This window comes from Bradyrhizobium archetypum (assembly GCF_013114835.1).
GTDB classification, from domain to species: Bacteria; Pseudomonadota; Alphaproteobacteria; order Rhizobiales; family Xanthobacteraceae; genus Bradyrhizobium; species Bradyrhizobium archetypum.
The window spans coordinates 403261-426686 of sequence record NZ_JAAVLW010000002.1; the positions used below are offsets into that span (position 1 = coordinate 403261).

The following is a 23426-nucleotide window of genomic DNA, read 5'->3' on the forward strand; positions in this document are numbered from 1 at the left end:
CGCGTAGGAGAAGAGGGTGCCTCAATATTGGTCTAGTTTGGGCGCGCGCGTAAGTGGGGAAAAGCGTTAGCCCTGCATAACCCTTCGGCAAGCGGTTACTTCCCCCAGACGCCTTCATGCACCGCGGCGGCCTCGTCTTCCAGCAATGGCCCAACCACCTCCGTCGGGCGCTGGCCGCTGCCGAATACGGCGCGGCAGGGCAGATCGAGGGTCGGGTTCTGCGGGTGGTTGCCGGTCAGACGGCGCAGCCGAACTTCGCTCAGGCCGTAGACGACCCGGCCGATGCCGGCCCAGTAGATCGCGCCGGCGCACATCGCGCAGGGCTCGGCGGACGAGTAGAGCGTGGCGTTGCGCAAAATATCAGGCGCGACCGTCGTACAGGCCTGTGTGGCCAGCAGCCGTTCGGCATGCGCGGTGCTGTCATGCGACGGCATGTAACTATTTTCGGTCTCGATCAAAACATTGCGGCCCTGATCGACCAGAACCGCGCCGAACGGATGATTGCCATGGCTGACGGCGCGGCGGGCAACCGCAAATGACAGCCGTAGGAAATGCTCATCGAGTTCCGAGGAGCTCAGCGCCAAAACGTCGACCATCTGCCTCACCATCAATGTCCAGCCACATGTCGGCAATTCTGGCCCCGCCGTTGAGAGTCGGGTCAGAAACCTTCCCGGCCCAAAAGCGGGCTCACATGCCGGACTTCGTCCGGGAATGCCTTGGCCAGACGTGACAGCGGTTCTGCTTGCGACCATAGCATGTAGGCCACCGCGAGTGTTTAGCGCAAAAGGCCGGACGATGAGATCATGGCTGCCGCCCTGGTTTGGCGAGAACGGGTCGACGACGGCAGCGCCCACGCCGGCGGCCGCGAGCACACAGGCCGTGTTGCAGTATCGTACTTCGACAGTCGGCTGAAACGGTGCGCCGGCTGCGATAGCGCCAGTTCGTCCGCGGCCGCGACTGTCGTCCGGTGGCGGATGACCGCACGCAGGATCTCGAGTTGGCGCAAGTTCATATAAGCACGGGTTATTGTCTCACCGAAAATATCATAGCACGAGTGATTGCATTTGGCGTCGCGCATTTGCGTAATGGCGCCTGTAGTTGCGTGCAGTTCTGGTCGGGATCGTCCGCCTATTGAGGCAGCAACCCGCATAGATTGGAGGCGAATTTTGATCCGTGTCCGTCGCGCCGCCGCCCAGATGGGGCCGACGCAAAAGCCGGATACGCGAGAGCACACGCTCGATCGGATGCTGAAGCTCCTTGAGCAGGCTGCCGCGTCTGGCGCAAACCTGGTGGTATTCCCGAGCTGGCGTTCACGACTTTCTTCCCGCGCTGGTTCATCGAGGGCGCGGCGCTCGATCATTACTACGAACGCGGCATGCTGAATCCGGCTGTGCAGCCCTTGTTCGATCGCGCCCGCGCGCTCGGCGTCGGCTTCTATGTCGCCGGCGGAACGACTTGCGATCGCGCGGCTCGGCATACTTCAGTTGTTGAAGGGCGGCGCCACCACGGTGATGGAGCCGTTTCGAAACACCATCCCAGGGGCACGGCATCAGGACGATGGTCGCAACCGACGGCTACAACATGGATCTGCTCGGCGAACTGAACGCCGCTTCGATGATCTCGAAGATCGCGTCCGGACGCGCCGACGTGGCAAGCGTACCTGACCTGATCGAGTCGGTCACTGCAACCGCGGCGTCATTGATCAAGCGGCCGGACCTCGGGGCGATCGCCCCGGGCGCAACTGCCGATCTCACTGTCGTCGACTTGACTCATCCGCATCTGCAACCGTTGTTCGATCCGAGGCGCGGACTGGTCGCGCTCGCGAACCGCGCCAATATTGACCAGGTTTGACGGACGCGTGCTGATCGATGCCGGCCGGTACATTCATGGGGATGAGGCCGCGATAATATCGGCCGCAACCGCAGCGATCGGCAAGATCTGGGATTCGCCGGAAGCGCACGCGGCCTTCAATGGTTGACGGCTGGTCTATCCATCCGCTTCACTGGACAGGCGGCTCTCGCCGTTTTCTTCACTGTCATGTTAGGGGTTGACGATGGCTTTCGATTTGATCCTGCGCGGCGGCCGGGTGATAGACCCCTCCCAGAAGCTCGACGCAGTCATGGATGTTGCATTCGCCAGCGGCAAGGTGGCCATGGTCGGGAGCGAGATCAAGGCGGATCCAGGAACCGACGTACGCGACGTGTCGGGCTACATCGTTTCTCCGGGGCTTATCGACCTGCACACCCACGTCTATTGGGGCGGCACCTCGCTTGGCATCGACGCCGAAGAGTTCTGTCGCACCTCCGGCGTCACGACAGCAGTCGATACCGGCAGCGCCGGCCCGGGTAATTTTGCAGGCTTTAGGAAGCATGTGATTGAGCGCAGCGAGGTCCGCATTCTCGCCTATCTGCATGTCTCGCATGCCGGCATTTATGGCTTCTCGCATCGCGTCATGGTCGGCGAGAGCGAGGAGATGCGGCTGATGAACCCGATCGACGCAGTCGCGGTGGCAGAGGCCAACCGCGACCTCGTTGTCGGCATCAAGGTGCGGGTAGGGCTCCACGCCTCCGGCACCTCGGGGATCGCGCCGCTGGATATCGCGCTCGAGGTCGCCGGGCAGGTTGGCATGCCGCTGATGGCGCATATCGATCATCCACCGCCTAGCTACGAGGAGGTGGTCGCCCGACTGCGTCCAGGCGATGTCCTTACCCATGCGTTCCGGCCGTTTCCCAATACGCCTGCCACCGCCCAGGGCACGGTGAAAAAGCTGGTGCTGGAGGCGCGCGAACGCGGCGTGTTGTTCGACATTGGCCACGGCAAAGGCTCATTTGCTTTCAGGACCGCGCGGGCGATGCTCGCCAACGGCTTTTATCCGGACACCATCTCTTCGGATGTCCATCTCCTGTGCATCGATGGCCCAGCCTTCGATCAGGTGACGACCATGTCCAAGTTCCTGTGCATGGGAATGCCGCTTCCGGATGTGATCGCGGCTTCGACCGTCAATGCCGCGATGGCGCTACGACGTCCCGAGCTTGGCAGCCTGAAGCCGGGAAGCGTTGGAGACGCCACCTTGCTCTCGGTCGCGCGAGGTAAGTTCGACTACGTCGATGTTGTCGGCGAGCATCTGATCGGCGACCGCAAGATCGTATCCGAAGGCGTCGTGATTGGCGGCCGCTGGTGGCACCCGAAACCATCGCCGAAATTCAAGCAGATCGCAGGCTAACTCGATGTCATTGCTCGAAAACCCATCCCCGTTCGTGGCCGACGATCTCAGCGGGGCGCTGGCATACCGCTTGCAAGCACAAGGGGGCTGATCGCCATCGGTTTAACTGCCCCGTTTCGCCTCAATTGGGGCAGAAGCTTCGGCCGAAGAAAACCGCCACAACAATTCGAGACTGGGAGAGCTCTATGGATCGCAGGACTCTGTTGAAAGGAATAGCCGGGGTAGGCAGCCTGGCGGCAACCGGCGGGCTTTCGATGCCGGCGCTTTCCCAAGGCGCCGCGGCGCGTACCTTGCGTTTTGTGCCCCAGGCCAATCTCGCGAATTTCGATCCGATCTGGGGGACCCAGTATGTGGTGCGCAACGCGGCCGCGATGGTATGGGATACTCTCTATGGCCTCGATGCCACGCTGCAGCCGCAGCGCCAGATGGTCGAGTCCGAGGAAGTAACCGATGACGGTCTGACCTGGACCTTTCGCCTCCGGCCGGGACTGAAATTTCATGACGGTGAGCCAGTACTGAGCAAAGACGTGGTCGCGAGCCTCGCGCGCTGGTCGGTCCGCGATCCCATGGGCCAGATGATCAAGGCGATCCAGAACGAGCTTACCGCCGTCGACGACAAGACTTTCAAATGGGTGCTGAAACAGCCTTATCCGAAGATGATGCTGGCACTGGGCAAGAACAGCACACCTTGTGCCTTCATCATGCCGGAGCGCATGGCCCAGACCGACCCATTCAAGCAGATCGCCGAATATATCGGCTCAGGCCCGATGAAGTTCGCGAAAGGCGAGTGGGTGCCCGGCGCCAAGGCGGTGTTTGAGAAGTTTTCCGATTACGTGCCGCGGCAGGAGAAGGCGTCCTGGCTCGCCGGCGGCAAGCAAATGCTGATCGACCGCATTGAATGGGTGGTGATCCCGGATCCTGCCACCGCGGCGGCCGCGTTGCAGAACGGCGAGGTCGATTGGTGGGAGAATCCGATTCCCGATCTCGTACCGGTGCTCAAGAAGAATCGCAACATCAGCGTCGACATCGCCGATCCGCTCGGCAACATCGGTGCCTTCAGGATGAACCACCTGCACCCGCCTTTCAATGACGTAAGGGCGCGACGTGCGTTGCTCACGGCGCTGAGCCAGGAGGACTACATGCGGGCGCTGGTCGGAGACGATACCGCGCTCTGGAAACCGCTGCCGGGCTTCTTCACGCCGGATACGCCGCTCTACACTGAGGAGGGCGGCGAGATCCTGAAGGGCAAGCGCGATATCGCGGCAGCGAAAAAGCTGTTGGCCGAGAGCGGCTATACAGACCAGCCGGTCACCTGCGTCGTGGCGCAAGATCAGCCGATTACCAAGGCGCAGGGCGATGTCACGGCGGACCTGCTCAAGAAGATGGGCATGAATGTCGATTTCGTCGCAACCGATTGGGGAACGGTCGGTTCGCGCCGCGCCCAGAAGACGCCGCCGGGCCAGGGAGGCTGGCAAATGTTTCATACCTGGCACGCGGGCGCCGACTGCATCAGTCCCGCCGCCTACAATGCCATTCGCGGCAATGGCGACAAGGCGTGGTTTGGCTGGCCCACCAGCACGACTGTGGAAAAGGAAGTCACGGCATGGTTCGAAGCCAAGACTCTCGATGAGGAGAAGGCTGCGGTCAAACGTCTCAACAAGGCGGCGCTCGAAGACGTGATTTATGCGCCGACCGGATTCTTCCTGAGCTACACCGCGTGGCGCAAGAACGTCTCCGGTGTGGCGAAGGGGCCCTTGCCCTTCTTCTGGGGCGTGTCGAAGACCGCATGACGGTGCGGTGAGCTCACATGATCTCGTATATTCTCCGGAGAATTGTCGCGACCATGCCCGTGATGGCGGTCGTCGCGCTGTTCGTCTTCAGTCTGCTCTATATCGCGCCGGGCGATCCGGCCGCGGTAATCGCCGGTGACCAGGCGAGTCCTGCCGACGTGGAGCGTATTCGCCAGGCCCTCGGCCTCGACCGGCCGTTTCTGATCCAGTTCGGGAGCTGGGTCTGGCGCATCCTGCATGGCGATCTCGGCACCTCGATTTTCACCAACCTGCCGGTCAGCTCGCTGATCGCGCAGCGCCTGGAGCCGACGCTCTCGCTGATGGCGATGACGCTCGTGCTGACGATTCTGATCGCCGTACCTCTCGGCGTGGTAGCGGCGTGGAAGGCAGGAACATGGCTGGATCGCACCATCATGGCGTTTGCCGTGTTCGGATTCTCGATTCCCGTCTTTGTTGTCGGATACATCCTGGCCTATGTGTTCGCGCTTCATCTCGAATGGCTTCCCGTGCAGGGTTATACGCCACTGGCCGAAGGCTTCTGGCCATGGCTGGTGAACCTGATCCTTCCCGCCGTCGCGCTCGGCTGCGTCTACATCGCGTTGATTGCGCGCATCACCCGGGCCGCCATGCTGGAAGTGCTGCAGCAGGATTATGTCCGGACCGCTCGCGCCAAGGGCTTGGGGCAGAATAGCATCCTGTTCATTCATGCGCTGAAAAACGCAGCCGTTCCGATCGTAACGGTAATCGGCATAGGTATCGCGCTTCTCATCGGCGGCGCGGTGGTGACTGAAAGCGTGTTCGCCATCCCGGGTCTTGGACGGCTGACGATCGATGCGATTCTGCGCCGCGACTATCCGGTTATCCAGGGGATCGTGCTGTTGTTCAGCTTTCTCTATGTGCTGGTCAATCTGATGGTCGACGTCACCTACACCCTGGTTGATCCGAGGATCCGCTATTGACCGTTTCGACCGCCAATACAGCGCGCCTGCCGGCGGACCTGGTTGTCGCGCCGCAACTGCCGGACCTGCTGCCGTCGGTGAAAGTCCGGCGCGGTGTCCTCGGCTTCCTGCGCAACCATCCGACGGTCGCGATCGGCTGCACTTTACTCCTCTGCCTCATATTGGTCGGGATCTTCGCGCCCTATCTCGGGACCGTTGATCCGACCGCGCTGGCTCCCGCCAAGCGTACGCGCGCGCCATCCGCAGACTTCTGGTTTGGCACCGACGCGTTGGGCCGAGACATCTATTCACGCGTTCTGTATGGGGCACGGGTCTCGCTCACCGTAGGCCTTTCGGTGGCGCTATGTGCCTCGCTCGCCGGCCTTGCTATCGGTCTCGTCTCGGGTTTCGTGCGATGGGCAGACGGCATCGTGATGCGCTTCATGGACGGGCTGATGTCGATACCGCCGATTCTGCTCGCCGTCGCGCTGATGGCGTTGACGCGCGGCAGCGTCGGCAACGTCATCCTTGCCATCACCGTCGCCGAAATCCCGCGCGTTTCACGCCTTGTGCGCGGTGTGGTGCTGTCGCTGCGCGAGCAGCCCTATGTGGACGCTGCGGTCGCCTCCGGTACGCGAACGCCGATGATCATCTTGCGCCACATCCTGCCCAACACGGTTGCGCCGATGCTGGTCCAGGCAACTTATATCTGCGCCAGCGCCATGATTGTGGAGTCCATCCTCTCCTTCATCGGGGCCGGAACGCCGCCTACCATTCCATCCTGGGGCAACATCATGGCCGAGGGCAGGGCGCTGTGGCAGGTAAAGCCGTTCATCGTGTTCTTTCCCGCCGCCTTTCTGTCTGTGACCGTGCTCGCCGTCAACCTGCTCGGCGACGGCCTGCGTGATGCTCTCGATCCGCGAATGGCTAAGGGCCTGTAGAGCATGGCGTTGCTCGACGTTCAGAACCTGCAGACACATTTCCGCACCCCGGAGGGGGTCAATCGCGCCGTTGACGGCGTCTCATTCCACGTCGATGAAGGCGAGACGCTGGCCATTGTCGGTGAATCCGGCTGCGGCAAGTCGGTCACGTCGATGTCGCTCATGCGGCTGATCCCCGAGCCTCCCGGAAAAATCGCGGGCTCTATCCGCTTCCAGGGAAAGAATCTGCTGCAGCTCTCCGAGCATGAGATGCGCGCCATCCGCGGCAACGACATCTCGATGATTTTCCAGGAGCCGATGACGAGCCTCAATCCGGTGCTGACCGTCGGCCGTCAGATCGGGGAGACGCTGCGGATGCATCAAGGGCTCGACAAGCAGGCGGCACTGGCGCGCGCCGTCGAGATGCTGGCATTGGTCGGCATCCCGGAGCCGGCGCGGCGCGTGCGCGAATACCCGCATCAGCTTTCCGGCGGCATGCGCCAGCGCGTGATGATCGCCATCGCGCTTGCCTGCAACCCAAAGCTCCTGATCGCCGACGAGCCGACCACGGCACTGGACGTAACGATCCAGGCGCAGATCCTGCAACTGATGCTGGATCTCAAGCGCCGCGTCGGTGCGGCGATCGTTCTGATCACCCATGATCTCGGCGTGGTCGCGGAAATCGCCGAGCGCGTCATGGTCATGTATGCCGGCCGCAAAGTTGAGGAGGCGCCGGTAGCTGAGCTGTTCCGCTCCCCCCGCCATCCCTATACGCAGGGCCTGCTTGGCGCGTTGCCGAGGCTCGGCTCCTCCCTTACGGGCGCAGCGCGCCGCCTCGCTGAAATCCCAGGGCAAGTGCCGAGCCTCAAGCAGCGGATCGAGGGATGCGTCTTTGTGGGGCGATGTCCTATCGCGACAGATCTCTGTCGTGAATTCGCGCCGGGTCTGGAGGAGAAGACGCCCCGCCACTTCACTGCTTGCCATTACGCGTCTAAAGGAGCGGCTGCCGCATGAGTGCGCTGCTCCAGGTCAACGACCTCAAGAAGCATTTTCCGGTCCGTGGCGGGCTGTTCAGCCGCACAACCAATTGGGTCTATGCCGTGGACGGCGTGTCCTTCGAAGTCGAGCGCGGCGAAACCCTGTCGCTCGTAGGCGAGTCCGGCTGCGGCAAGTCGACGGTCGGCCGGGCCATCCTGCGACTGTTCGATATCACGGCGGGTCAGGTGGTGCTGGACGGCCAGCGGATCGACGATCTCTCACCCGGAGCGCTGCGCAGCATGCGCCGCCGCGTGCAGGTGGTATTCCAGGATCCGTTCTCCAGTCTCAATCCGCGGATGCGCGTGCGCGATATCCTGGCCGAGCCAATCCGCAATTTCGGCCTCGCCAAATCTTCCGCCGAACTCGAGGCACGCGTTGCGGCGCTGATGGATACCGTGCGCCTGCCGCATGATGCGTTAAACCGCCGACCGCACGAATTCTCAGGCGGTCAACGCCAGCGGATCGGCATCGCCCGTGCACTCGCCGCGGAACCCGAACTGATCGTTTGCGATGAGGCAGTTTCGGCGCTCGACGTTTCAGTCAAGGCGCAGATCATCAATTTGCTGCAGGACTTGCAGCAGGAGTTCGGCCTCGCGTTGCTCTTCATCAGCCACGACCTCGCTATCGTCGAACATATGACGCGCCGTGTCGCAGTCATGTATCTCGGCAAGATCGTTGAGATGGCGCCCAGACGGCAGATCTTCACGGCACCGAAGCATCCCTACACCAAGGCGTTGCTCTCGGCGGTACCGCTGCCGGAGCCCGGCGCCGACCGCAATCCCATTATTCTCAAAGGCGACGTGCCGAGCCCGATCAATCCACCCAGCGGATGCCGCTTCCATACCCGCTGCCCATTCGTGTTCGCTCGCTGCCGCACAGAGGAGCCGATGCTTCGGTCGGCCGGAGACGGCGAGTGGGTGGCGTGTCATCTCGAATCGCTGCCGGAAGTGCCGGGCCCGCTTGGTGATCCAAGGGTGAGGCGGAATTGACTCCCAGCGAACGGAAAATTCTAATGATCAAGTTCGACTAAGACCGACTGTGAAAGTCGTCAATCTCGATCTGCCTGGTTCCGCGTTCAACGCAGATTCACTCACAAGCCTTCGACCCGAGCGAAGGCGATATCGTGTTTGACGGCCAATCGATCAGCCATGTCCCGGCACGGGATTTTCGCCGCTCGCCGTTCCGCAAGGACATCCAGATGGTTTTCCAGGACCCGAACAAAAGTCTAAATCCGCGCTTCACCGCCTTTGACTGCATTGCCCATCCGCTGAAGCGGCTTGGAGGTCTGCGGGAGGACGATGCCCTGCGGCAGCGGGTGGAAGAATGCGCGCAGCGGGTGGGACTGCCGTTGGACCTGCTGCCGCGCTTCCCACACCAGCTCTCGGGTGGCCAGAAGGCTCGCGTCGGTATCGCCCGTGCCATCGCCTGTCGGCCGCGCCTCCTGGTGTTGGACGAACCGACGGCCGCGCTCGATGTCTCCGCGCAGGCGGTGGTGCTGCAGCTCCTCGACCGGTTGCGGCGCGAGGACAATCTGGCCTTGCTGTTCGTCAGCCATGACCTGAACGTCGTTCGCATGATCTGCGAGCGCACGATCGTACTGCGCAATGGCGCGATCGTCGAGCAGGGGGAAGTCGGGCGCTGTTCGACAATCCGAAGACCGACTACACGCGCGAGCTCGTCTAAGCGATCCCCCACATTAAAATCGATACAAGGCTCGCCGCCGGAGCGTCTTAGCACATCTGGAGTGCTAACCTCCGATCCGCAGCGCGCAACGTCGGGAAACGATCAGGCGATATCGAGTTCGCCATTTTGGCTGAGCCGGCGGAGCGGGTCGAGATGCGTTGACTAAGTGCTGGCCGCTAACGTTCTAATTAGGCCTGATGAATCTGCGGGCGATGTATTGGACCGCCACGCGACGTGCCGGTCAGAGCGAACAACAATCAGCTTGTAATCCAGCTCAGATGGTTCTCCAATGTCGAGAAGCGCAAGCGGCACGTTGTGCGCCTCCGCGCTTTTCAATAGGGGAGTCACCTCCACCTTGGGATCCGATCGGAGCAGCGTGTAGTAAGGACCCAACCTGTCGTAGACAGACTCGCCCTCCGATAGCCAGAAATGCGGCAGTCGGGCCCCGGGCACCGTCGAGGGGGTGAAGCTTCCCATCGTGTATTCCGGCGCTGTTGCGCCGTCATATGCGATGATGGGGGAGTTGGCGTAGAAATATCCGAAGTTCAGGCCAGCGCAGCAGTATTGTTGAACATTGAGCTCGTACGCGGCCTTGCCCAGGGCTTCCCTGAGTTGGTCGCCCCGCTGCCCGCTTGCCTCAATGTCATCCGGTACGGCACTTCTTTGCTCAAACATCGCGTGCGCGTGGTTCATGGCGAAGTAAGACACTTGAGCCGTGATAGGCATGCGTTCGGCCTCGTAGGCGTCGAGTATTGCATCGCTGGCCCACCCCTTCAGATGCGCGGCAAGAAGCCACGCCAGGTTCTCGGCGTCCGCGATTCCAGCGTTCATGCCATAACCTGCATAGGGTACCCAGATGTGACCGGCGTCGCCGCATATGAAGGCGCGACCTTGCCGGAATCGATCCGCGACCAATCTTCGCCCGATCCAATCCTCCTTTTTGAGTACCGTGTACTGAAAGTCCGGGCCCACGCCCAAAATGCGACGTATGGATGCGTGCCGATCCACACTGTCGAAGTCAGTTTCGTCAGGCTTGAGATAGTTATGAACGAGCCAGCGCTCCTTGCCGTCGATCGCATACACGTTTCCGCTGCGCCTTGGGTTGAGTGAAAACATTGCCCAAGCCGGCGGCACCGTCATCCTTCCGATAAGATCTGGCGCCTCTATGTACGTAGACTGAACGCGTTGAACGACCGGGTCGCCTTTGAACGTGGCGCCAATCTGCTTACGCACCACGGAACTGCCACCGTCACATCCAACGAGGAACTTTGCGCGGAATTGCCGCTCGTCGCCAGATAACGATGTAGCAAACGCAGTTATACCGGATTGATCTTCCCTGAATTCTGAATAGGTAGTTTCACTGAAAATAGTGATGCCATCCGTGCTAGCTGCCCGCTGAAACAGGATGGGCTCAAGGAATATCTGATTGATGCGGTGTGGCGGTTCGGGAGTAGGCCACCAACCATCAGGTCCGGATTTGTCGGAGTAGCGGTACTTCCTGGCGGGGATCTTGATTCTTGCGATCTCGATGCCGAGCGTCGTTGTACGATAACTGACATCATTGGGATAGTCCTCCGGCAATCCGGCATTTCGCAAATCCTGCGAAACTTTGAGGCGCCGAAAGATCTCCATGGAGCGGGCGGAGACGTGATTGCATTTCACGCTCGGCGGTTCGCCAGCGGGGCGTCTCTCGAGGATCGCGACGTCAATCCCGCGGGAAGCCAAATCGAGCGCCAGCGTGAGTCCGACTGGACCGGCCCCCACGATAAGTACATCAAACGATGCGGCTTCAGCCAGCATGAGGGGACTACCTATTGGCAAAGGGCGGGGGGACCAGGCGAAGCAGATGCCAGGGACTCGGCATGGGGCCGACTTTGGCCTCGATCAAGATCGGTCCGGGATCTGAAGGGCGTGCGACAAGGAGGCGCTCCAGATCGGCTGGCCCTTCAGCAAGCTTGTACGGAATGTCGAAGGCGGCGGCGAGCCGGTCATATCTGGGATTGTATAGCTGAACGCCGAATTCTTCTCCGAACTGATCTTGCTGCATCTTGCGCACATTTCCGAAGTGACCATCGTTGAAGACCACAATCGTCACGTTGAGATCGTACTTCCTCGCGGTCGACAGCTCCTGTAGTCCCCAGCCAAACCCGCCATCGCCATCGATGCTCACGACCATGCGCTTGGGATTTGCAGCGGCGACCCCGAGAGCGGTCGGAAATCCGTATCCAAGCGTGCCTTGATAGCCGGGTGTAAGGAAGGTGCGCGGCTGATAAACCGGATAGGCCAGCCGCGCGAAATAACCAACTTGCGTGAGTTCGTTCACCAACACTCCATCATCGGGAATTCCCGCTCTGAGAGCCCGAACCCAGGCCCCCTGGGGTTCGATCCCGAGCATCTGCTCACGTGCGGAAGCCCTTAGCTTGCCAAAGTCGACGTTGGAAGCGTGGCGTTTTGAGCAGCCCGCATCGAGTGCGGCAAGCGCCGCCCGACAGTCGGCCTTTATCGCGATATCCGCCCGTCGCGGCGCTCCGAACGCGTTTTCGTCGAGGTTGATGAAAATGTAGGTCTTGTCATCGGGCGGCCAAGCCGGCTTGCCCATCGCAGTATCGACAAAGCGGCTGCCAACGATGAGGACTACGTCGGCTAGAGCAAAGAGTTCGCGGCCTTCAAGCGTGTTGAATGCCAGGGGATGCCGGTCAGATACGGCGCCCTTGCCGTTCTCGCCCATCACGATCGGCATTTGAAGTTTTTCAGCGAGGGCCTGCAGTTCGAGGGAGGCGCCCGCTGCGATCGCGCCACCCCCCACATACAGTACAGGAAAGCTGCAAGTCGAAAGCGCCTCGGCGGCGCGTTCGATCTCCGCAAACGGAACAGAATCTGTCTCGGTCGGTTCCGCAGGATCGACCAGCGATATATCGGCAGTTGTGCTCAAAAGATCCTGCGAGATCTCGATCCCGACTGGCTGAGGGAGTCCATTCTTTAGTTGCTGAAATGCTTGCCTGACCAGGTTGGGGATATCCTCGGCGCGGGATGCACGTCCGGTCCACTTGGTCACCGTGCCTAATATTTTCGATTGGCTGCGAACCTCATGAAGCAGCCCAAGTCCCTTCCCGACCGCCGACGAATGGATGTCGCCGGCGATGCAGAGTACGCGTGAATTGCAGGCATAGGCGGTGGCGAGCCCCGCCATTGCGTTTAGAATGCCGGGGCCCGGTACCACCATACAAACGCCGATACCGTTCGTTGAACGAGCATAACCGTCGGCCATATACGAGGCCGCTTGCTCGTGTTTCGTCACAAGGTAGCGAATTCTGTCCTGCATCTTGCGCAGCCCATCGACAGCCCAGTCGAGCTGAACGCCCGGCACACCAAAGATTTCAGTGACACCCTGCAACGCGAGTTGACGCGCAAGAGCGTCTCCGCCGGTCTGTTCCATTCAATCGACTCCAGTACCCTTCGACAAACGTCGAGGACGTTATGTTGCCATGAGACAGATGTCCACTCTCCGAACATTGAACGGAATGGCGGCAAGGCCTCGAAGGAAATCGCATGGACACGTTGAGCACACTGAAGGCGACCTCACTCGGCCCGGTCTCCTCATCTCCGCCCCCCAATCGTGAATACGGCGACCATCGATTTCAGGGAGTGGTGCCGAGGAAACGCTGTCGGTCTGGCGCAAGGACAACTCGGGCGTTGATATCAGGCATCTCTTCATTGGCGGGGAGGGGATTCTCGGCATCGTAGCGGCGGCCTCACTTGAAGCTTCACCCGGCGGACATTGAGAGCCGCTCCGCGGTCCTTGCGGTGCAGTCCTTGCAATCCGCCGGCGAGTGCGCAGACCTCGCGATCGAGCTTGCGGACGGGCGCTTATCGGCGATCGAACTGCTTCCCCGAATGGGGATTGATCGGGTCTGCCGGCAGATTCTCGGCTCAGTGCCTCCAATCAGGCTCGATCGCGAATGGTACGTACTCGTGCGCCTGGCCGGCCAGGACGACCCGTCCGAAAAATTGGAAGCCGTCATTTCTCGCGGGCCGGAGCAAGATTTGGTCAGCGATGCAATCATAGCTCAGTCGTCTTCGCAGGAGGCGAAGCTCTGGCTCATTCGCGATTCCTTTCCGAGTTCCACCGCCATCTCGGGCTTGCATTGAGCCGTTCCTTCGAACGCTGCCGGGCTACTTGACCCGCTTCTTTGGCGCCACTAGAATTGAACACAATGTCCACCAGATGGACAACTTAGGAGAGCGCGAGGACGTGGGATGATGGCGCTGGGTCCATTGGAAACTTGTCGCGATGACTTCGCTCGAACGCTATTCAGCTTGGCATGGCGGTCGTCGTTGCGGCGAACCCTCATGGGTCTGTTGGCGACCCTGTTCACTGTTCTGGCCAGCTCGCAGGGCATGGCGCAGGAGTCGCGGCGATCCGTCACCATCGTTGTGCCGTTTTCGCCCGGAACCGGCCCCGACATCATCGCGCGAATAATTGCTGAAAAGCTCCAGCCGAAGCTCGGTCAGGCCGTTATCGTCGACAACAAGACGGGCGCGAGCGGCGGCATTGGATCGCAAATGGTCACGCGCGCTACGCCGGATGGTCATACGCTGGTCATGACTGCTGACCCGCCGTTCACGGCCAATATCAGCCTAACGAAACCGGTGATCTATGACCCCGTTAAGGGCTTCACGCCCATCATTGAAGCCGCGGTCGGGACGCTTGCTCTCGTCGTTCATCCATCTGTGCCGGCAAATTCAATCAAGGAGCTGGTTGCGTACGCGAGGAGTCGTCCTGGAGAGATCAACTATGCTTCGCCTGGAGTCGGCACACCGCACCATCTCGCGATGGAATTCTTCAAGCTCACGGCAAAGATAGATTTGATGCACGTGCCGTTTCGAGACTCTGCCGGCGCGATCTCCAATCTTGTTGGCGGCCATATCAGCGCGATGTTCTTGCCGGTTCACGTGGCGCTTCCGCTAGCGTCGGACAAGATAAGGATTCTTGCCGTGGCGACGAAAGCGCGAGCGCCTCAGCTTCCGGATCAACCCACGTTGGACGAGCTCGGGTTCTCCGGCTTTGATGCGGATATCCGCTACGGAGTTCTCGGGCCCCCGGACATGCCGCCTGCCGTCGTCGCCCGCTACAATTCGGAGATCGGCGAAATTCTTCGGTCCCCCGATGTGGCGGAGAGATTGGCAAAACAGGGATTGAGGCCCGTTGCTGAAACGCCGGAGAAATATGCGGGCAACATTGTTCAGGACCTCGCGAAGTGGAGCCGTGTCGTCACGGACGCCAAGCTCTCGACGGACTAGCCTCGTTCTGCCGGCTAAGCTCGATAGTGCCGATCCCATTCGACCAACTACGTGGAGAACACGATCATGCCCCCGAACAGCCGTTTTGATGATCCGGATAAGCTCGTTGATACGGATAGGGGCTTCGTCAGCCGCGAAATCTTCGTTGATCCCGATCTCTACAAGGAGGAATTGGAGAAAGTCTTCACGCGTGCCTGGCTGTTCATCGGACACGAGAGCCTCATCCCAAAACCCGGCGACTTCTACACAACCCGGATGGGCGAGGAGTCGGTGATCCTGTGCCGGGACAAGCAGGGCATCGTGCACGCGTTTCTCAATTCATGCCGTCATCGCGGCATGAAAGTGTGCCGCTACGAGTCCGGGAATACCTCGCTCTTTACCTGCCCATATCACAGTTGGACATACACAACGGATGGCAAGCTTCAGGGTGTGCCGCATTTTAGAACCCTCTACGAGGGGCTTGATCGAGAGGCAAATTCGCTCGTCTCGGTTGCCAAGCTCGCAATCTACAAGGGAACGATCTGGGCTACCTGGGACAAGGATGCTCCCGATTTCATCACCTATCTCGGCGACGCGAAGATTCATCTCGACCAGGCGCTTGATTGCCGTGACGGCCGGAGCGGGGGTTCGGAGGTGGTCGGCGTACACAAGTGGATTTTCCCGGCGAACTGGAAGTTCGCCGCGGAGAACTTCCTCGGCGATACCTACCACAACCCGAGTCACCGCTCGGTCGATCTGATCGGCATTGGGCCGAGCGCCGCGGCAGGAAAGAAGGGGCGCCGTGACGACGAGCTGGAAAAAGCGCAGCACGTTTGGATCAGCTTTCCGGAAGGACATGGCGTTCACAGCGCGATTCAGCCTGAGGAGAATGAGTATATCGAATCGTTTCTCGATAACCCGGTGCTGGAGCAATATTTCCGTCACTGCTTCGAGGAGCGGAAACGGCGGCTAGGAGAGCAGGCGAGGCTGTTGCCATTCGTCGGCACGATTTTCCCCAACACGTCCTATCATGGGCGTCAGCCTCGAGGGCTTTGTGCGTGGCACCCGCACAGCCCGACCTCCACCGAGGGGTGGCGGTTCTTCCTGGTCGACGCTGATGCGCCGCAGGAGGCCAAGGACTATCTGCGTCGCTACTACATGCGCTACTCGGGTCCGGCCGGAATGACCGAGCAGGACGACATGGAGAACTGGCTCTATGCCACCGCTGCCAGCATGGGGACGGTCGCTCGCCGCTATCCGTTCAACTATCAGCAGTCGCTTGGCGCCTGGACGAAAGATCATGCTCTCGGTGGCACTGTCAGTCTCCAGATTACCGAGGAGATTGCGCGCGGCTACTACGCGCGCTGGAAGTCGTACCTGAGAGGGGCCGCTTGGGATGAACTCCTTGGTGTTGGTGGAAACTTACCTCAGAGGGCAGCCGAGTGAATCCATCGCGCGTAGTCATCGTGACGGGCGGGACCTTCGGGATTGGCCGCGACATCACTCTCAGTCTTGCAGCACGCGGGCATTCGGTGGTGGCGTTCGGTCTTGAGACAGCACAGGTTTCAAGCACCGCTGCCAATGCTATTCCGAGCTTGAAGGCTGAACTCGAACAGCGCGGTCTGCAGGCCGTCCTGATGGAGGCAGACGTTTCCAGGGCAGAGGATGTCACCCGGGTCGTCGATAAAGCACTGGAGAAGCACGGTCGAATCGACGCGCTCGTGAACAATGCCGCAATTGGCCCGCTCGGCACCGTGCTCGACACCGACGAGGCCTTGTTCGATCGCATTATGGCCGTGAACTTGAAGGGGCCGTATCTATGCAGCCGCGCGGTGCTTCCGCACATGGTCAAGGCCGGCGGTGGTGCAATCATCAACGTAGGCTCGGGCGCCGGCTGGGGAAAGCCAAACATGGCAGTTTACAGCGCGAGCAAGGGCGGGCTCGTTGCGCTCGGGGCAGCGACTGCCTACGATTTCTTGCACCATCGTGTTCGCGTCAACACGGTAGTGCCTGGCGGCGGCGGCATTGTAACCGGAATGAGTCTCGGTCGGGTGGGCGGCGATCCGTCGCGGTTCGGTCAGGGCGCGCCCGGCACCGCAGCCGGCCGTTCCGTGAATGGGGAAGACGTCGCCAACGTTGTTGCCTTCCTGATATCGCCGGAGGCGGAGACGATCTCCGGAACAATCATCGACGTGGGTTGCTTTGCCCATCAGGGCGGCCCCGTACCAGCGAAGTCCGCGACCCATACCGTCTAGGCCCTCAAGGAGAACAGCATGGCCGCCGTGCTTGAAACCAACGCCCCGTCGCCGACCGGATCCGCCGAACTTCCGCGCAACGATGCTTACTATCGGCTCAGGGCGGATATCGAAGAATTCCTCTATGCGGAAGCTGAACTGCTCGATGAGCGCCGGTTTCGCGACTGGCTCAATCTCCTTACGGACGACATTTCCTATTTCATGCCGATCCGCCGCAACGTCAAATTCGGGCAGCATGGCGAGCGAGAGAATACCCGCACAGGAATCGGGATTAGCTGGTTTGATGAGGACAAGTGGACGCTGACGAAACGAGTTGACCAGATCCTGACCGGCGTTCACTTCGCCGAGGAGCCGCTGTCGCGTGTCTGCCATATGGTGAGTAACGTCCAGATCAAGAAAGTCTTGCCATCCCTGGGCGATCCGCGTGAGATCGAAACGCGGTGCTGTTTCATGATCTATCAGAACCGAGTCGAGTACGAGACATATATGTTCGTCGGGAAGCGCACAGATGTGCTTCGCATGACGGATGACGGCTGGAAGATTGCGCGGCGCGAGATCATCCTTGACCAGAATGTCCTCCTTGCAAAGAACCTGTCGGTGTTTTTCTAAGGGGCGGCAATGATCAATGTGCTGACCCTCAGACCTGGCGACCGCCTTTTGCTTGAAGATGGAACGATCGCTGAGGTTCTCGAGAACATGGAAGACGGCATGTGGATTCAGGTCCGCTACCTCGAGGTGCCGCGGAATCCTGCAGAGGTGGGCGCCATTGAGCTCTGCCACGCGCAGGATATTGCAAAGCTTTTGAATGTGACCTGAAAATGTCGAGGGCTGTGGGATCGACCTATGCTGCGTTTCGATTACCTGCCAAGTGACTTCCACCCGCTGTTCCTGTTTTTGGGTGAGAGCGAAGACCTGACTGCGTTAGCTGGTCTCCTTCGTATGTTTGCCGAGAGGCAGAAACCTCTCAACATCGGTGAGCAACTGCCGGCTGCCCGTTCGAAAGCGAAATTGACTCTTGTTCCGGAACAAGGAAGCACCGGCAACTACGGACTAAGGCCCGATGGGCCGGGCAGTTTCCGCTGGGGCCTCAATGCTTGGCAGGCTGAAGAGATCGCCCGACGTATTGAGCTTCTTGCCGCCGCCAACAACAAATCGGGATCCGAGATCATCGAATTGGGCGCGGAAGATGAGATTCCCGTCAAGATTTCTCTTGGGGAGTTCACGGACGACTTTCTAGTTCGACGATTCTAGCTCGTTAGCTTGATGTTCGCAGCGAGTTATCTATGGCTGCTGGCGAACCTTGCGGGGACTTTCAATCGCAGATGCTGCGATCCCAGAGCGTTTTGGTCTGTATCCGAGCTGAGTTGAAAGCGTGCCGGCCGCATCCACAACTAACCTGGCAATCTTCGGAACGTCAGCGTCGTTCACGCGTGCGGTCGGCCCGAAAACGCCAATCGATCCGGTGACCTCGCCGTTGTGATTGAAAAAGGGAGCGGCGACCGCGACCGCGCCAAGAATGACTTCGCTTCGGCTCGTTGCGTATCCTTGGGCGCGAATGGCCTTCAGCGCGCTGACGAACTCACTTTGCCGGGCCTTGCTGAGCGCCTTGCAGATCGTTGCGGTCTGCCTATCCTCGTCAAGAAAGGCAAGGATGGCCTTGCCGGTTGCCCCGACGACCAGGCCGCCTCTATCTCCAATGCCGCGTGCAATATGCAAGACATGATGGCTCTCTAGCTCGAGAACGCAGATCCGATGGTCGTCCTGCAGAACAAACAGCGCGGCGGTTTCGCCGGTTTTTTCGCGAAGGCTCGCGACGATTGGTCTTGCCACGTCGATGAGCTTGATTCCAGATAGCCACGCATGGGCGAGGTGCATCACGCCATGGCCGAGTCTGAAGCGTTGAGGATCGCCTTCGGCAGTGATCAGCCCCGTGCCTGCGAGGGTTTGCAGTAGCCGGTAGAGGGTCGGTCGACTCAGTCCCACGAGACGCTGGATTTCGAGAACGCTCATCACGGGCGTTTCGGCCGTAAAGCACTGCAAAACCGCGATGGCTCGATCGACAGCCCTGACTGTCGACAGGGATTCGCCGCCGCCGGACTTCTCCGCGCGGCGGCGTTCACGAACTGCACTGTTCGCGTCGGAAGATGAGGCGGCTTTTCCGGGCTTACGTTTCACGGACGGTCACGAACTGATGGATGTTCCTTGTACCGGCCGTCTCAGCGCCGGTCAAACCGCCGGATGTATTTCCGCAGGCGTGTCTTGGGATCGATGCCGCCGCGGGCGGCAAGCTCTCGAACGAACCGTTTTCGAAAGGTTCCTCCCAGCAGGGTTGGACCATCTTGACGGTCCGCAACCGACCCTCTAGCCTTCACAATGAACACGATGTCCATCCAATGGACACATCCGGCGCAAGGCCGGCCATCAAAGAAACGACAGGGAGAGAAACGGATGAGCGCGATCTCGCGTCGGACGGTTTTGCTAACCGGCTTGCTTGCTCCGACGATTGCCTATGGTCAGCATTTTCCCTCTCGTCCTGTCACGATCATCACGCCGTTCGCTCCCGGCGCGTCCAGTGATGGGGTGGCGCGTATCATGGGCGAAAAGCTCGCACAGCTTCTTGGGCAGCCTTTTGTTGTTGAGAATCGGCCTGGAGCAGGGGGAACCACGGGACTAATCGCTTTGGCGCGGTCGAGTGCCGACGGTCATACAATTGGAATCGGGGCGACGGGTGCGCTCGTTATCAATCCCCATGTACCCGAAGCTAGCGCGAACTTCGAACCTCTTCGCGAGCTAACGCCAATCGCAAAGCTCGTCGATATTCCCCTGGTGCTGGTTGCCAATCCGGGCGCCGGCGTGAGATCGCTCAAGGAACTGATCGATCGCTCACAACAAAAGACGGACGGGTTTTCCTACGGCTCGACGGGCGTGAACTCCTCGCAGCATCTTGCGATCGAGCTTGTTAAGAAAGCAACCAAAGCAAACCTTGTTCATGTGCCTTATCGCGGGAGTGCTCCCGCCATGACCGACGTTCTCGGCGGCCAAATCCCGCTGTGCTCCGTCGACCTAACCTCGGCGCATCCGCATATCAAGGCGGGAAAAGTTGTGCCGCTTGCGATCATGTCGGCCCGGCGGGTTGATTTTGTCCCCGATATTCCAACGTTCGCAGAACAGGGTGTGCCGAACGTCGAAGTCTCAGCTTGGCTTGGCATGCTTGGGCCGGCGGGCATTCCGAACGATATCGTCGTGCGGGTGTCTGAACATATCAAGACCTCACTCGCTGATTCCATGGTGCGTGAGCGGGTGCGGCAGATTTCTTGCGTCGATGCCTATCTCGACTCGTCGGATTTCTCGGCGTTTCTCCAGAGCCAGTCAGCCAAGATGCGCGATCTGGTCCGTTCGGGCTGAAACGACAGGCGCGAATAACTGAGAAGCCGGTTCTGCCAGCAAACTGACCGCAGCCGACCATTCGCATGGCGGTCGCTGGTCAACACTTGGAGAGCACCATGAATGGATGTCGTCGCATCTGGGCGCTGCTGCGCCTCGTAACAGTAGCCGTCGCCTTTTCGCCGTTGATTGCCAGTGCTCAGCCGCAGGCGTCCTCCGGTTATCCAAACCGGCCGGTTCGCCTCGTCGTTGGTTTTGCGCCCGGCGGCAGCAACGACATCTTGGCGCGGGTGCTGGCGGAGAAATTGCACAAAGCCCTTGGCCAACCAGTGATCGTGGAGAATAAGCCAGGAGCGGGCGGGGCCACTGCGGCAAGCTTCGTCAAGAGCCAGGAGCCGGACGGATACACGCTGATGGTCGGCGCGAGCGGCGCGATGGTCGTAGGACCAGCCGTCTCGGCGCAAACGCCCTATGACACCAAACGCGATTTCGAGCCGATCAGCATACTGGCGACTTTCCCCCTCGTGTTGGTCGTCTCGGCGGATGCGTCGTTCAAGTCGCTGCCTGAATTCATCGAATGGACGAAGAAAAATTCGTCCAGCGCAAATTACGCAAGCGCCTCCCCAACATTTACGCTCGCCTTTGAACTCCTGAAACTCAAGACCGGCGCTACGCTGCAGCGCGTTTCATACCGAGGCACCAATGATGCGGTGGTAGCGGTTCTGTCCAAGCAGGTGACCGCGGCGATGACGGACACCCTGCCTGCCATGCCGCTAATTAAAGACGGTAAGCTTCGTGCCTTGGCGGTGACAGCGTCAGCCAGATTGCCGCAGCTACCAGATGTCCCGACGGTCGCAGAAGCGGATGTTGCCGGTGCCGAAGCCATCTTTTGGTCGGGCCTGTTCGCCCCCAAAGGCACGCCGAAGGACATCACGGCTCGCCTTGAAGCCGAAGTGCACAAAGTGATGCAGGACGACGAGGTGCGCCAACGTCTGCGAACCGTCGCCACGGAGGCGGCAAGCAGCACATCGCAGGAGTTCGCCGCGAGGATCACGTCGGAGCTAGAATCGTGGAACGCTGTCGCCAAATCGGCGAATGTTCAGCTCGATCAATGATGACTGCCGTAGGGCTTTGGAAGGAAGTTCCCCTTCAGTATGACACCATGACCTCGAGCAACGCTTGCAGCCGAGAGGTCCGCACCTGTTCGAGCGCACGTTCCAGCGCGCCGGGCAATTCTTCGCCTTGCTCGACCCGCTCGGCGTATGCGCCGTGCGCGCGCGCAATGCCGCAACAGTCGGGAGACGGTTCTAGCGACGTAAGCGGCATCTTGTTCGCCTGAGCGGCCGCACCGTCCGGATACATGCCGACTGTAGCGCGCCGGACGGCGTTCCAGATGCCGTTATTGAACACGATGGTGAGGACGGGCAAGCGGTGTGCCGATGCCATATGATGGCAGGCGACCGGGTTCGAGAATATGTATGACCCATCGCCCACGCAGGCAATGACTTCGCTGATCGGATCAGCAAGCTGCGCGCCGAGGGCGGCCGGCAGCGCCCATCCAAGGCCACCCGCTTGTGGAACGGTAAAAAGGGTTCGAGGCTTCTCGAACGTCATCGCGGCAGGCTCGCACGCCAGCTCGGAAAATACGACCGCTGAAGGAGCTTTGGCTTGCGAAATGCAGTGGCTCACCCAGGCTGGACTCATTGGCGAGCCGCTACCTGCCTCAATCCGGCTTCGAATCTGCTGCCGGATGGCGTCGCGGCGAGCATGGACACCACGACGCCTTTCGCTGATCTGCGCCCTGTCCAGGTCCTTGTGCGTGGCCAGCGCCTCGTCGAGGGCCCTTACCGCCTCTGCGGGGCTGCCCGTCAGCAAGACATCGAAAGGGTAACCCCGCATTGGAACGCGGGAAAACAGCGGATCGGAGCCGATCGCGATGGCTTTACAGCCCGAGGGCGGCGCCACCTGATCGGGAATCCACGGCACCATCGAGTCCATCACCAGCACGACGTCGGCTCCGCGCAGCCAGTCAGTCGGATCCCGGCCAAGGTGCATGGGATGGCTGGTCGAAAGCGAGTTACGCGTTGCCCAGAATTCGCACGTCGGCAAGGCATATCGATCCACAAATTCTGATAGCGGCTCGAAGTCGCCGGAACCGGTGCCTCGCTGCGCAATGACGAGAGGAAACTTCGCGTTCGCAAGCAGTTCTGCGGCTTTCTCGATAGCGTCCTTGAGCGGCCGGCCTAACTCTGCGGCAACAGGCTTGCGGGTTCGAACATCGGAAGTAGAGACCTCCGCCAGTGCTTCCCTCGGGAGGCTGAGATATACCGGGCCCGGCGGATCGCTGGTAGCCAGTGAAACGGCGCGTGAAACGACATCAATGGCTTGGTCTCCGTAGCGCAGCTCATAGTCCCACTTGACGATCTCCCTCACCATCGCGGCCTGGTCGCGCATTTCCTGCCCCCAGTGGATCGGGGTTGTGCGGCTGCCGGCCCGTCCTGTCTCCGTGATCGGTGTCCGTCCTGAGCAGACGATGACCGGGACGTTATCTGACGCGGCGTTGATGATTCCCATGGTCGCATTCGCAAGACCAACGTTGACGTGAACCATGACGGCTTGGAGGCGACCTGTGACGAGATAGAAGCCATGCGCCATACCCATGGCAACAGCTTCGTGCGACACGAGAAGTGGTGTGGGAAACGACAATTGTGTCGTCGACGCACGGGCAAAGGCTTCGATGATGGGCGGAAAATCTGTCCCCGCGTTCGAGAACAGATACTCGACCCCGCTTGCTTTCAATTGCGAAAGGAATGCCTCGGCACCCGATAGAAAGTCGGATCCGCTTTCTCGGTCGGCTTTTCTGTCAGCGCCTGACCCAAGCGAATGTTGTGTGCGTTCCGCATCCATCCCATCGC

At 60.4% G+C, this 23426-nt stretch carries 20 protein-coding genes and 4 pseudogenes; 18 read left to right on the forward strand and 6 right to left on the reverse strand.

The window, feature by feature from the left end; all coding sequences use genetic code 11:
- Positions 1-95 precede the first annotated feature (95 nt).
- Both HCN50_RS06395 and HCN50_RS33440 read right to left on the reverse strand, forming a co-directional pair.
- On the reverse strand, positions 96-596 hold the full coding sequence (locus tag HCN50_RS06395; RefSeq protein ID WP_171708785.1) for a nucleoside deaminase: 501 nt from the start codon (positions 594-596) through the stop codon (positions 96-98).
- Positions 597-658: 62 nt separating this feature from the next.
- Positions 659-926: pseudogene (locus tag HCN50_RS33440) on the reverse strand (type 2 periplasmic-binding domain-containing protein); the annotation flags it as partial.
- Between the two features lie 270 nt (positions 927-1196).
- On the opposite strand from HCN50_RS33440, the pseudogene HCN50_RS33445 reads away from it, so the two are divergent.
- From HCN50_RS33445 to HCN50_RS06435, 9 genes and pseudogenes are all read left to right on the forward strand, one after another.
- Positions 1197-1441 (forward strand): annotated as a pseudogene (locus HCN50_RS33445) (nitrilase-related carbon-nitrogen hydrolase); the annotation flags it as partial.
- Between the two features lie 101 nt (positions 1442-1542).
- Positions 1543-1978: pseudogene (locus HCN50_RS34430) on the forward strand (amidohydrolase family protein); the annotation flags it as partial.
- 75 nt (positions 1979-2053) lie between these two features.
- Positions 2054-3223, forward strand: coding sequence for an amidohydrolase/deacetylase family metallohydrolase (locus HCN50_RS06405; RefSeq protein ID WP_171708786.1), 1170 nt, complete (start codon positions 2054-2056; stop codon positions 3221-3223).
- A gap of 185 nt (positions 3224-3408) precedes the next feature.
- Entirely contained in the window at positions 3409-5013 is a 1605-nt protein-coding gene (locus tag HCN50_RS06410; protein ID WP_171708787.1) for an ABC transporter substrate-binding protein, read from the forward strand.
- Between the two features lie 17 nt (positions 5014-5030).
- The gene (locus HCN50_RS06415) at positions 5031-5972 is read left to right on the forward strand and encodes an ABC transporter permease (RefSeq protein WP_171708788.1); all 942 of its coding nucleotides are present in this window, start codon (positions 5031-5033) and stop codon (positions 5970-5972) included.
- Positions 5969-6892 carry an ABC transporter permease gene (locus tag HCN50_RS06420; protein WP_171708789.1) on the forward strand — a complete coding sequence of 308 codons (924 nt, stop codon included), beginning with the start codon at positions 5969-5971 and terminating at the stop codon, positions 6890-6892. The genes HCN50_RS06415 and HCN50_RS06420 overlap by 4 nt, the downstream gene beginning before the upstream one ends.
- Positions 6893-6895: 3 nt before the next feature.
- Positions 6896-7885, forward strand: a complete 990-nt coding sequence (locus HCN50_RS06425; protein ID WP_171708790.1) for an ABC transporter ATP-binding protein — start codon at positions 6896-6898, stop codon at positions 7883-7885.
- Positions 7882-8898 (forward strand): ABC transporter ATP-binding protein, encoded by a 1017-nt coding sequence (locus tag HCN50_RS06430; RefSeq protein ID WP_171708791.1) that lies wholly within the window; start codon positions 7882-7884, stop codon positions 8896-8898. Before HCN50_RS06425 ends, HCN50_RS06430 begins: the two co-directional genes overlap by 4 nt.
- 113 nt (positions 8899-9011) lie before the next feature.
- Positions 9012-9592: pseudogene (locus tag HCN50_RS06435) on the forward strand (ABC transporter ATP-binding protein); the annotation flags it as partial.
- 162 nt (positions 9593-9754) lie between these two features.
- On the opposite strand, the gene HCN50_RS06440 reads toward HCN50_RS06435, so the two are convergent.
- Positions 9755-11392: an FAD-dependent oxidoreductase gene (locus HCN50_RS06440; protein WP_171708792.1), complete on the reverse strand. Its 1638-nt coding sequence runs from the start codon at positions 11390-11392 to the stop codon at positions 9755-9757.
- A gap of 7 nt (positions 11393-11399) precedes the next feature.
- Positions 11400-13028 carry a thiamine pyrophosphate-binding protein gene (locus tag HCN50_RS06445; RefSeq protein WP_171708793.1) on the reverse strand — a complete coding sequence of 543 codons (1629 nt, stop codon included), beginning with the start codon at positions 13026-13028 and terminating at the stop codon, positions 11400-11402.
- A 320-nt stretch (positions 13029-13348) separates the two neighbouring features.
- Here HCN50_RS06445 and HCN50_RS06450 point away from each other — a divergent pair, with 320 nt between their 5' ends.
- From HCN50_RS06450 to HCN50_RS06480, 7 genes are all read left to right on the forward strand, one after another.
- Positions 13349-13741, forward strand: coding sequence for an FAD-linked oxidase C-terminal domain-containing protein (locus HCN50_RS06450; protein ID WP_171708794.1), 393 nt, complete (start codon positions 13349-13351; stop codon positions 13739-13741).
- Positions 13742-13942: 201 nt separating this feature from the next.
- Positions 13943-14893, forward strand: coding sequence for a Bug family tripartite tricarboxylate transporter substrate binding protein (locus tag HCN50_RS06455; RefSeq protein ID WP_171708795.1), 951 nt, complete (start codon positions 13943-13945; stop codon positions 14891-14893).
- Between the two features lie 66 nt (positions 14894-14959).
- Positions 14960-16318 carry an aromatic ring-hydroxylating oxygenase subunit alpha gene (locus tag HCN50_RS06460; protein WP_171708796.1) on the forward strand — a complete coding sequence of 453 codons (1359 nt, stop codon included), beginning with the start codon at positions 14960-14962 and terminating at the stop codon, positions 16316-16318.
- 20 nt (positions 16319-16338) lie between these two features.
- On the forward strand, positions 16339-17127 hold the full coding sequence (locus tag HCN50_RS06465; RefSeq protein WP_311967232.1) for an SDR family NAD(P)-dependent oxidoreductase: 789 nt from the start codon (positions 16339-16341) through the stop codon (positions 17125-17127).
- Between the two features lie 18 nt (positions 17128-17145).
- Complete coding sequence (locus HCN50_RS06470; RefSeq protein WP_171708798.1) at positions 17146-17736, forward strand: 3-phenylpropionate/cinnamic acid dioxygenase subunit beta; 591 nt, start codon at positions 17146-17148, stop codon at positions 17734-17736.
- 9 nt (positions 17737-17745) lie between these two features.
- Positions 17746-17943, forward strand: a complete 198-nt coding sequence (locus HCN50_RS06475) for a hypothetical protein (protein WP_235976800.1) — start codon at positions 17746-17748, stop codon at positions 17941-17943.
- 27 nt (positions 17944-17970) lie between these two features.
- Entirely contained in the window at positions 17971-18378 is a 408-nt protein-coding gene (locus HCN50_RS06480) for a hypothetical protein (RefSeq protein ID WP_171708799.1), read from the forward strand.
- Between the two features lie 30 nt (positions 18379-18408).
- Here the strand turns inward: HCN50_RS06480 and HCN50_RS06485 are convergent, their stop codons facing one another.
- The gene (locus tag HCN50_RS06485; RefSeq protein ID WP_311967237.1) at positions 18409-19302 is read right to left on the reverse strand and encodes an IclR family transcriptional regulator; all 894 of its coding nucleotides are present in this window, start codon (positions 19300-19302) and stop codon (positions 18409-18411) included.
- Between the two features lie 273 nt (positions 19303-19575).
- On the opposite strand from HCN50_RS06485, the gene HCN50_RS06490 reads away from it, so the two are divergent.
- Together HCN50_RS06490 and HCN50_RS06495 are read left to right on the forward strand one after the other, a co-directional pair.
- Complete coding sequence (locus HCN50_RS06490; RefSeq protein WP_171708800.1) at positions 19576-20532, forward strand: Bug family tripartite tricarboxylate transporter substrate binding protein; 957 nt, start codon at positions 19576-19578, stop codon at positions 20530-20532.
- 98 nt (positions 20533-20630) lie between these two features.
- Positions 20631-21626 carry a Bug family tripartite tricarboxylate transporter substrate binding protein gene (locus tag HCN50_RS06495; RefSeq protein WP_171708801.1) on the forward strand — a complete coding sequence of 332 codons (996 nt, stop codon included), beginning with the start codon at positions 20631-20633 and terminating at the stop codon, positions 21624-21626.
- A gap of 34 nt (positions 21627-21660) precedes the next feature.
- Here the strand turns inward: HCN50_RS06495 and HCN50_RS06500 are convergent, their stop codons facing one another.
- Positions 21661-23418 carry a thiamine pyrophosphate-requiring protein gene (locus tag HCN50_RS06500; protein ID WP_171708802.1) on the reverse strand — a complete coding sequence of 586 codons (1758 nt, stop codon included), beginning with the start codon at positions 23416-23418 and terminating at the stop codon, positions 21661-21663.
- Positions 23419-23426: the final 8 nt, after the last annotated feature.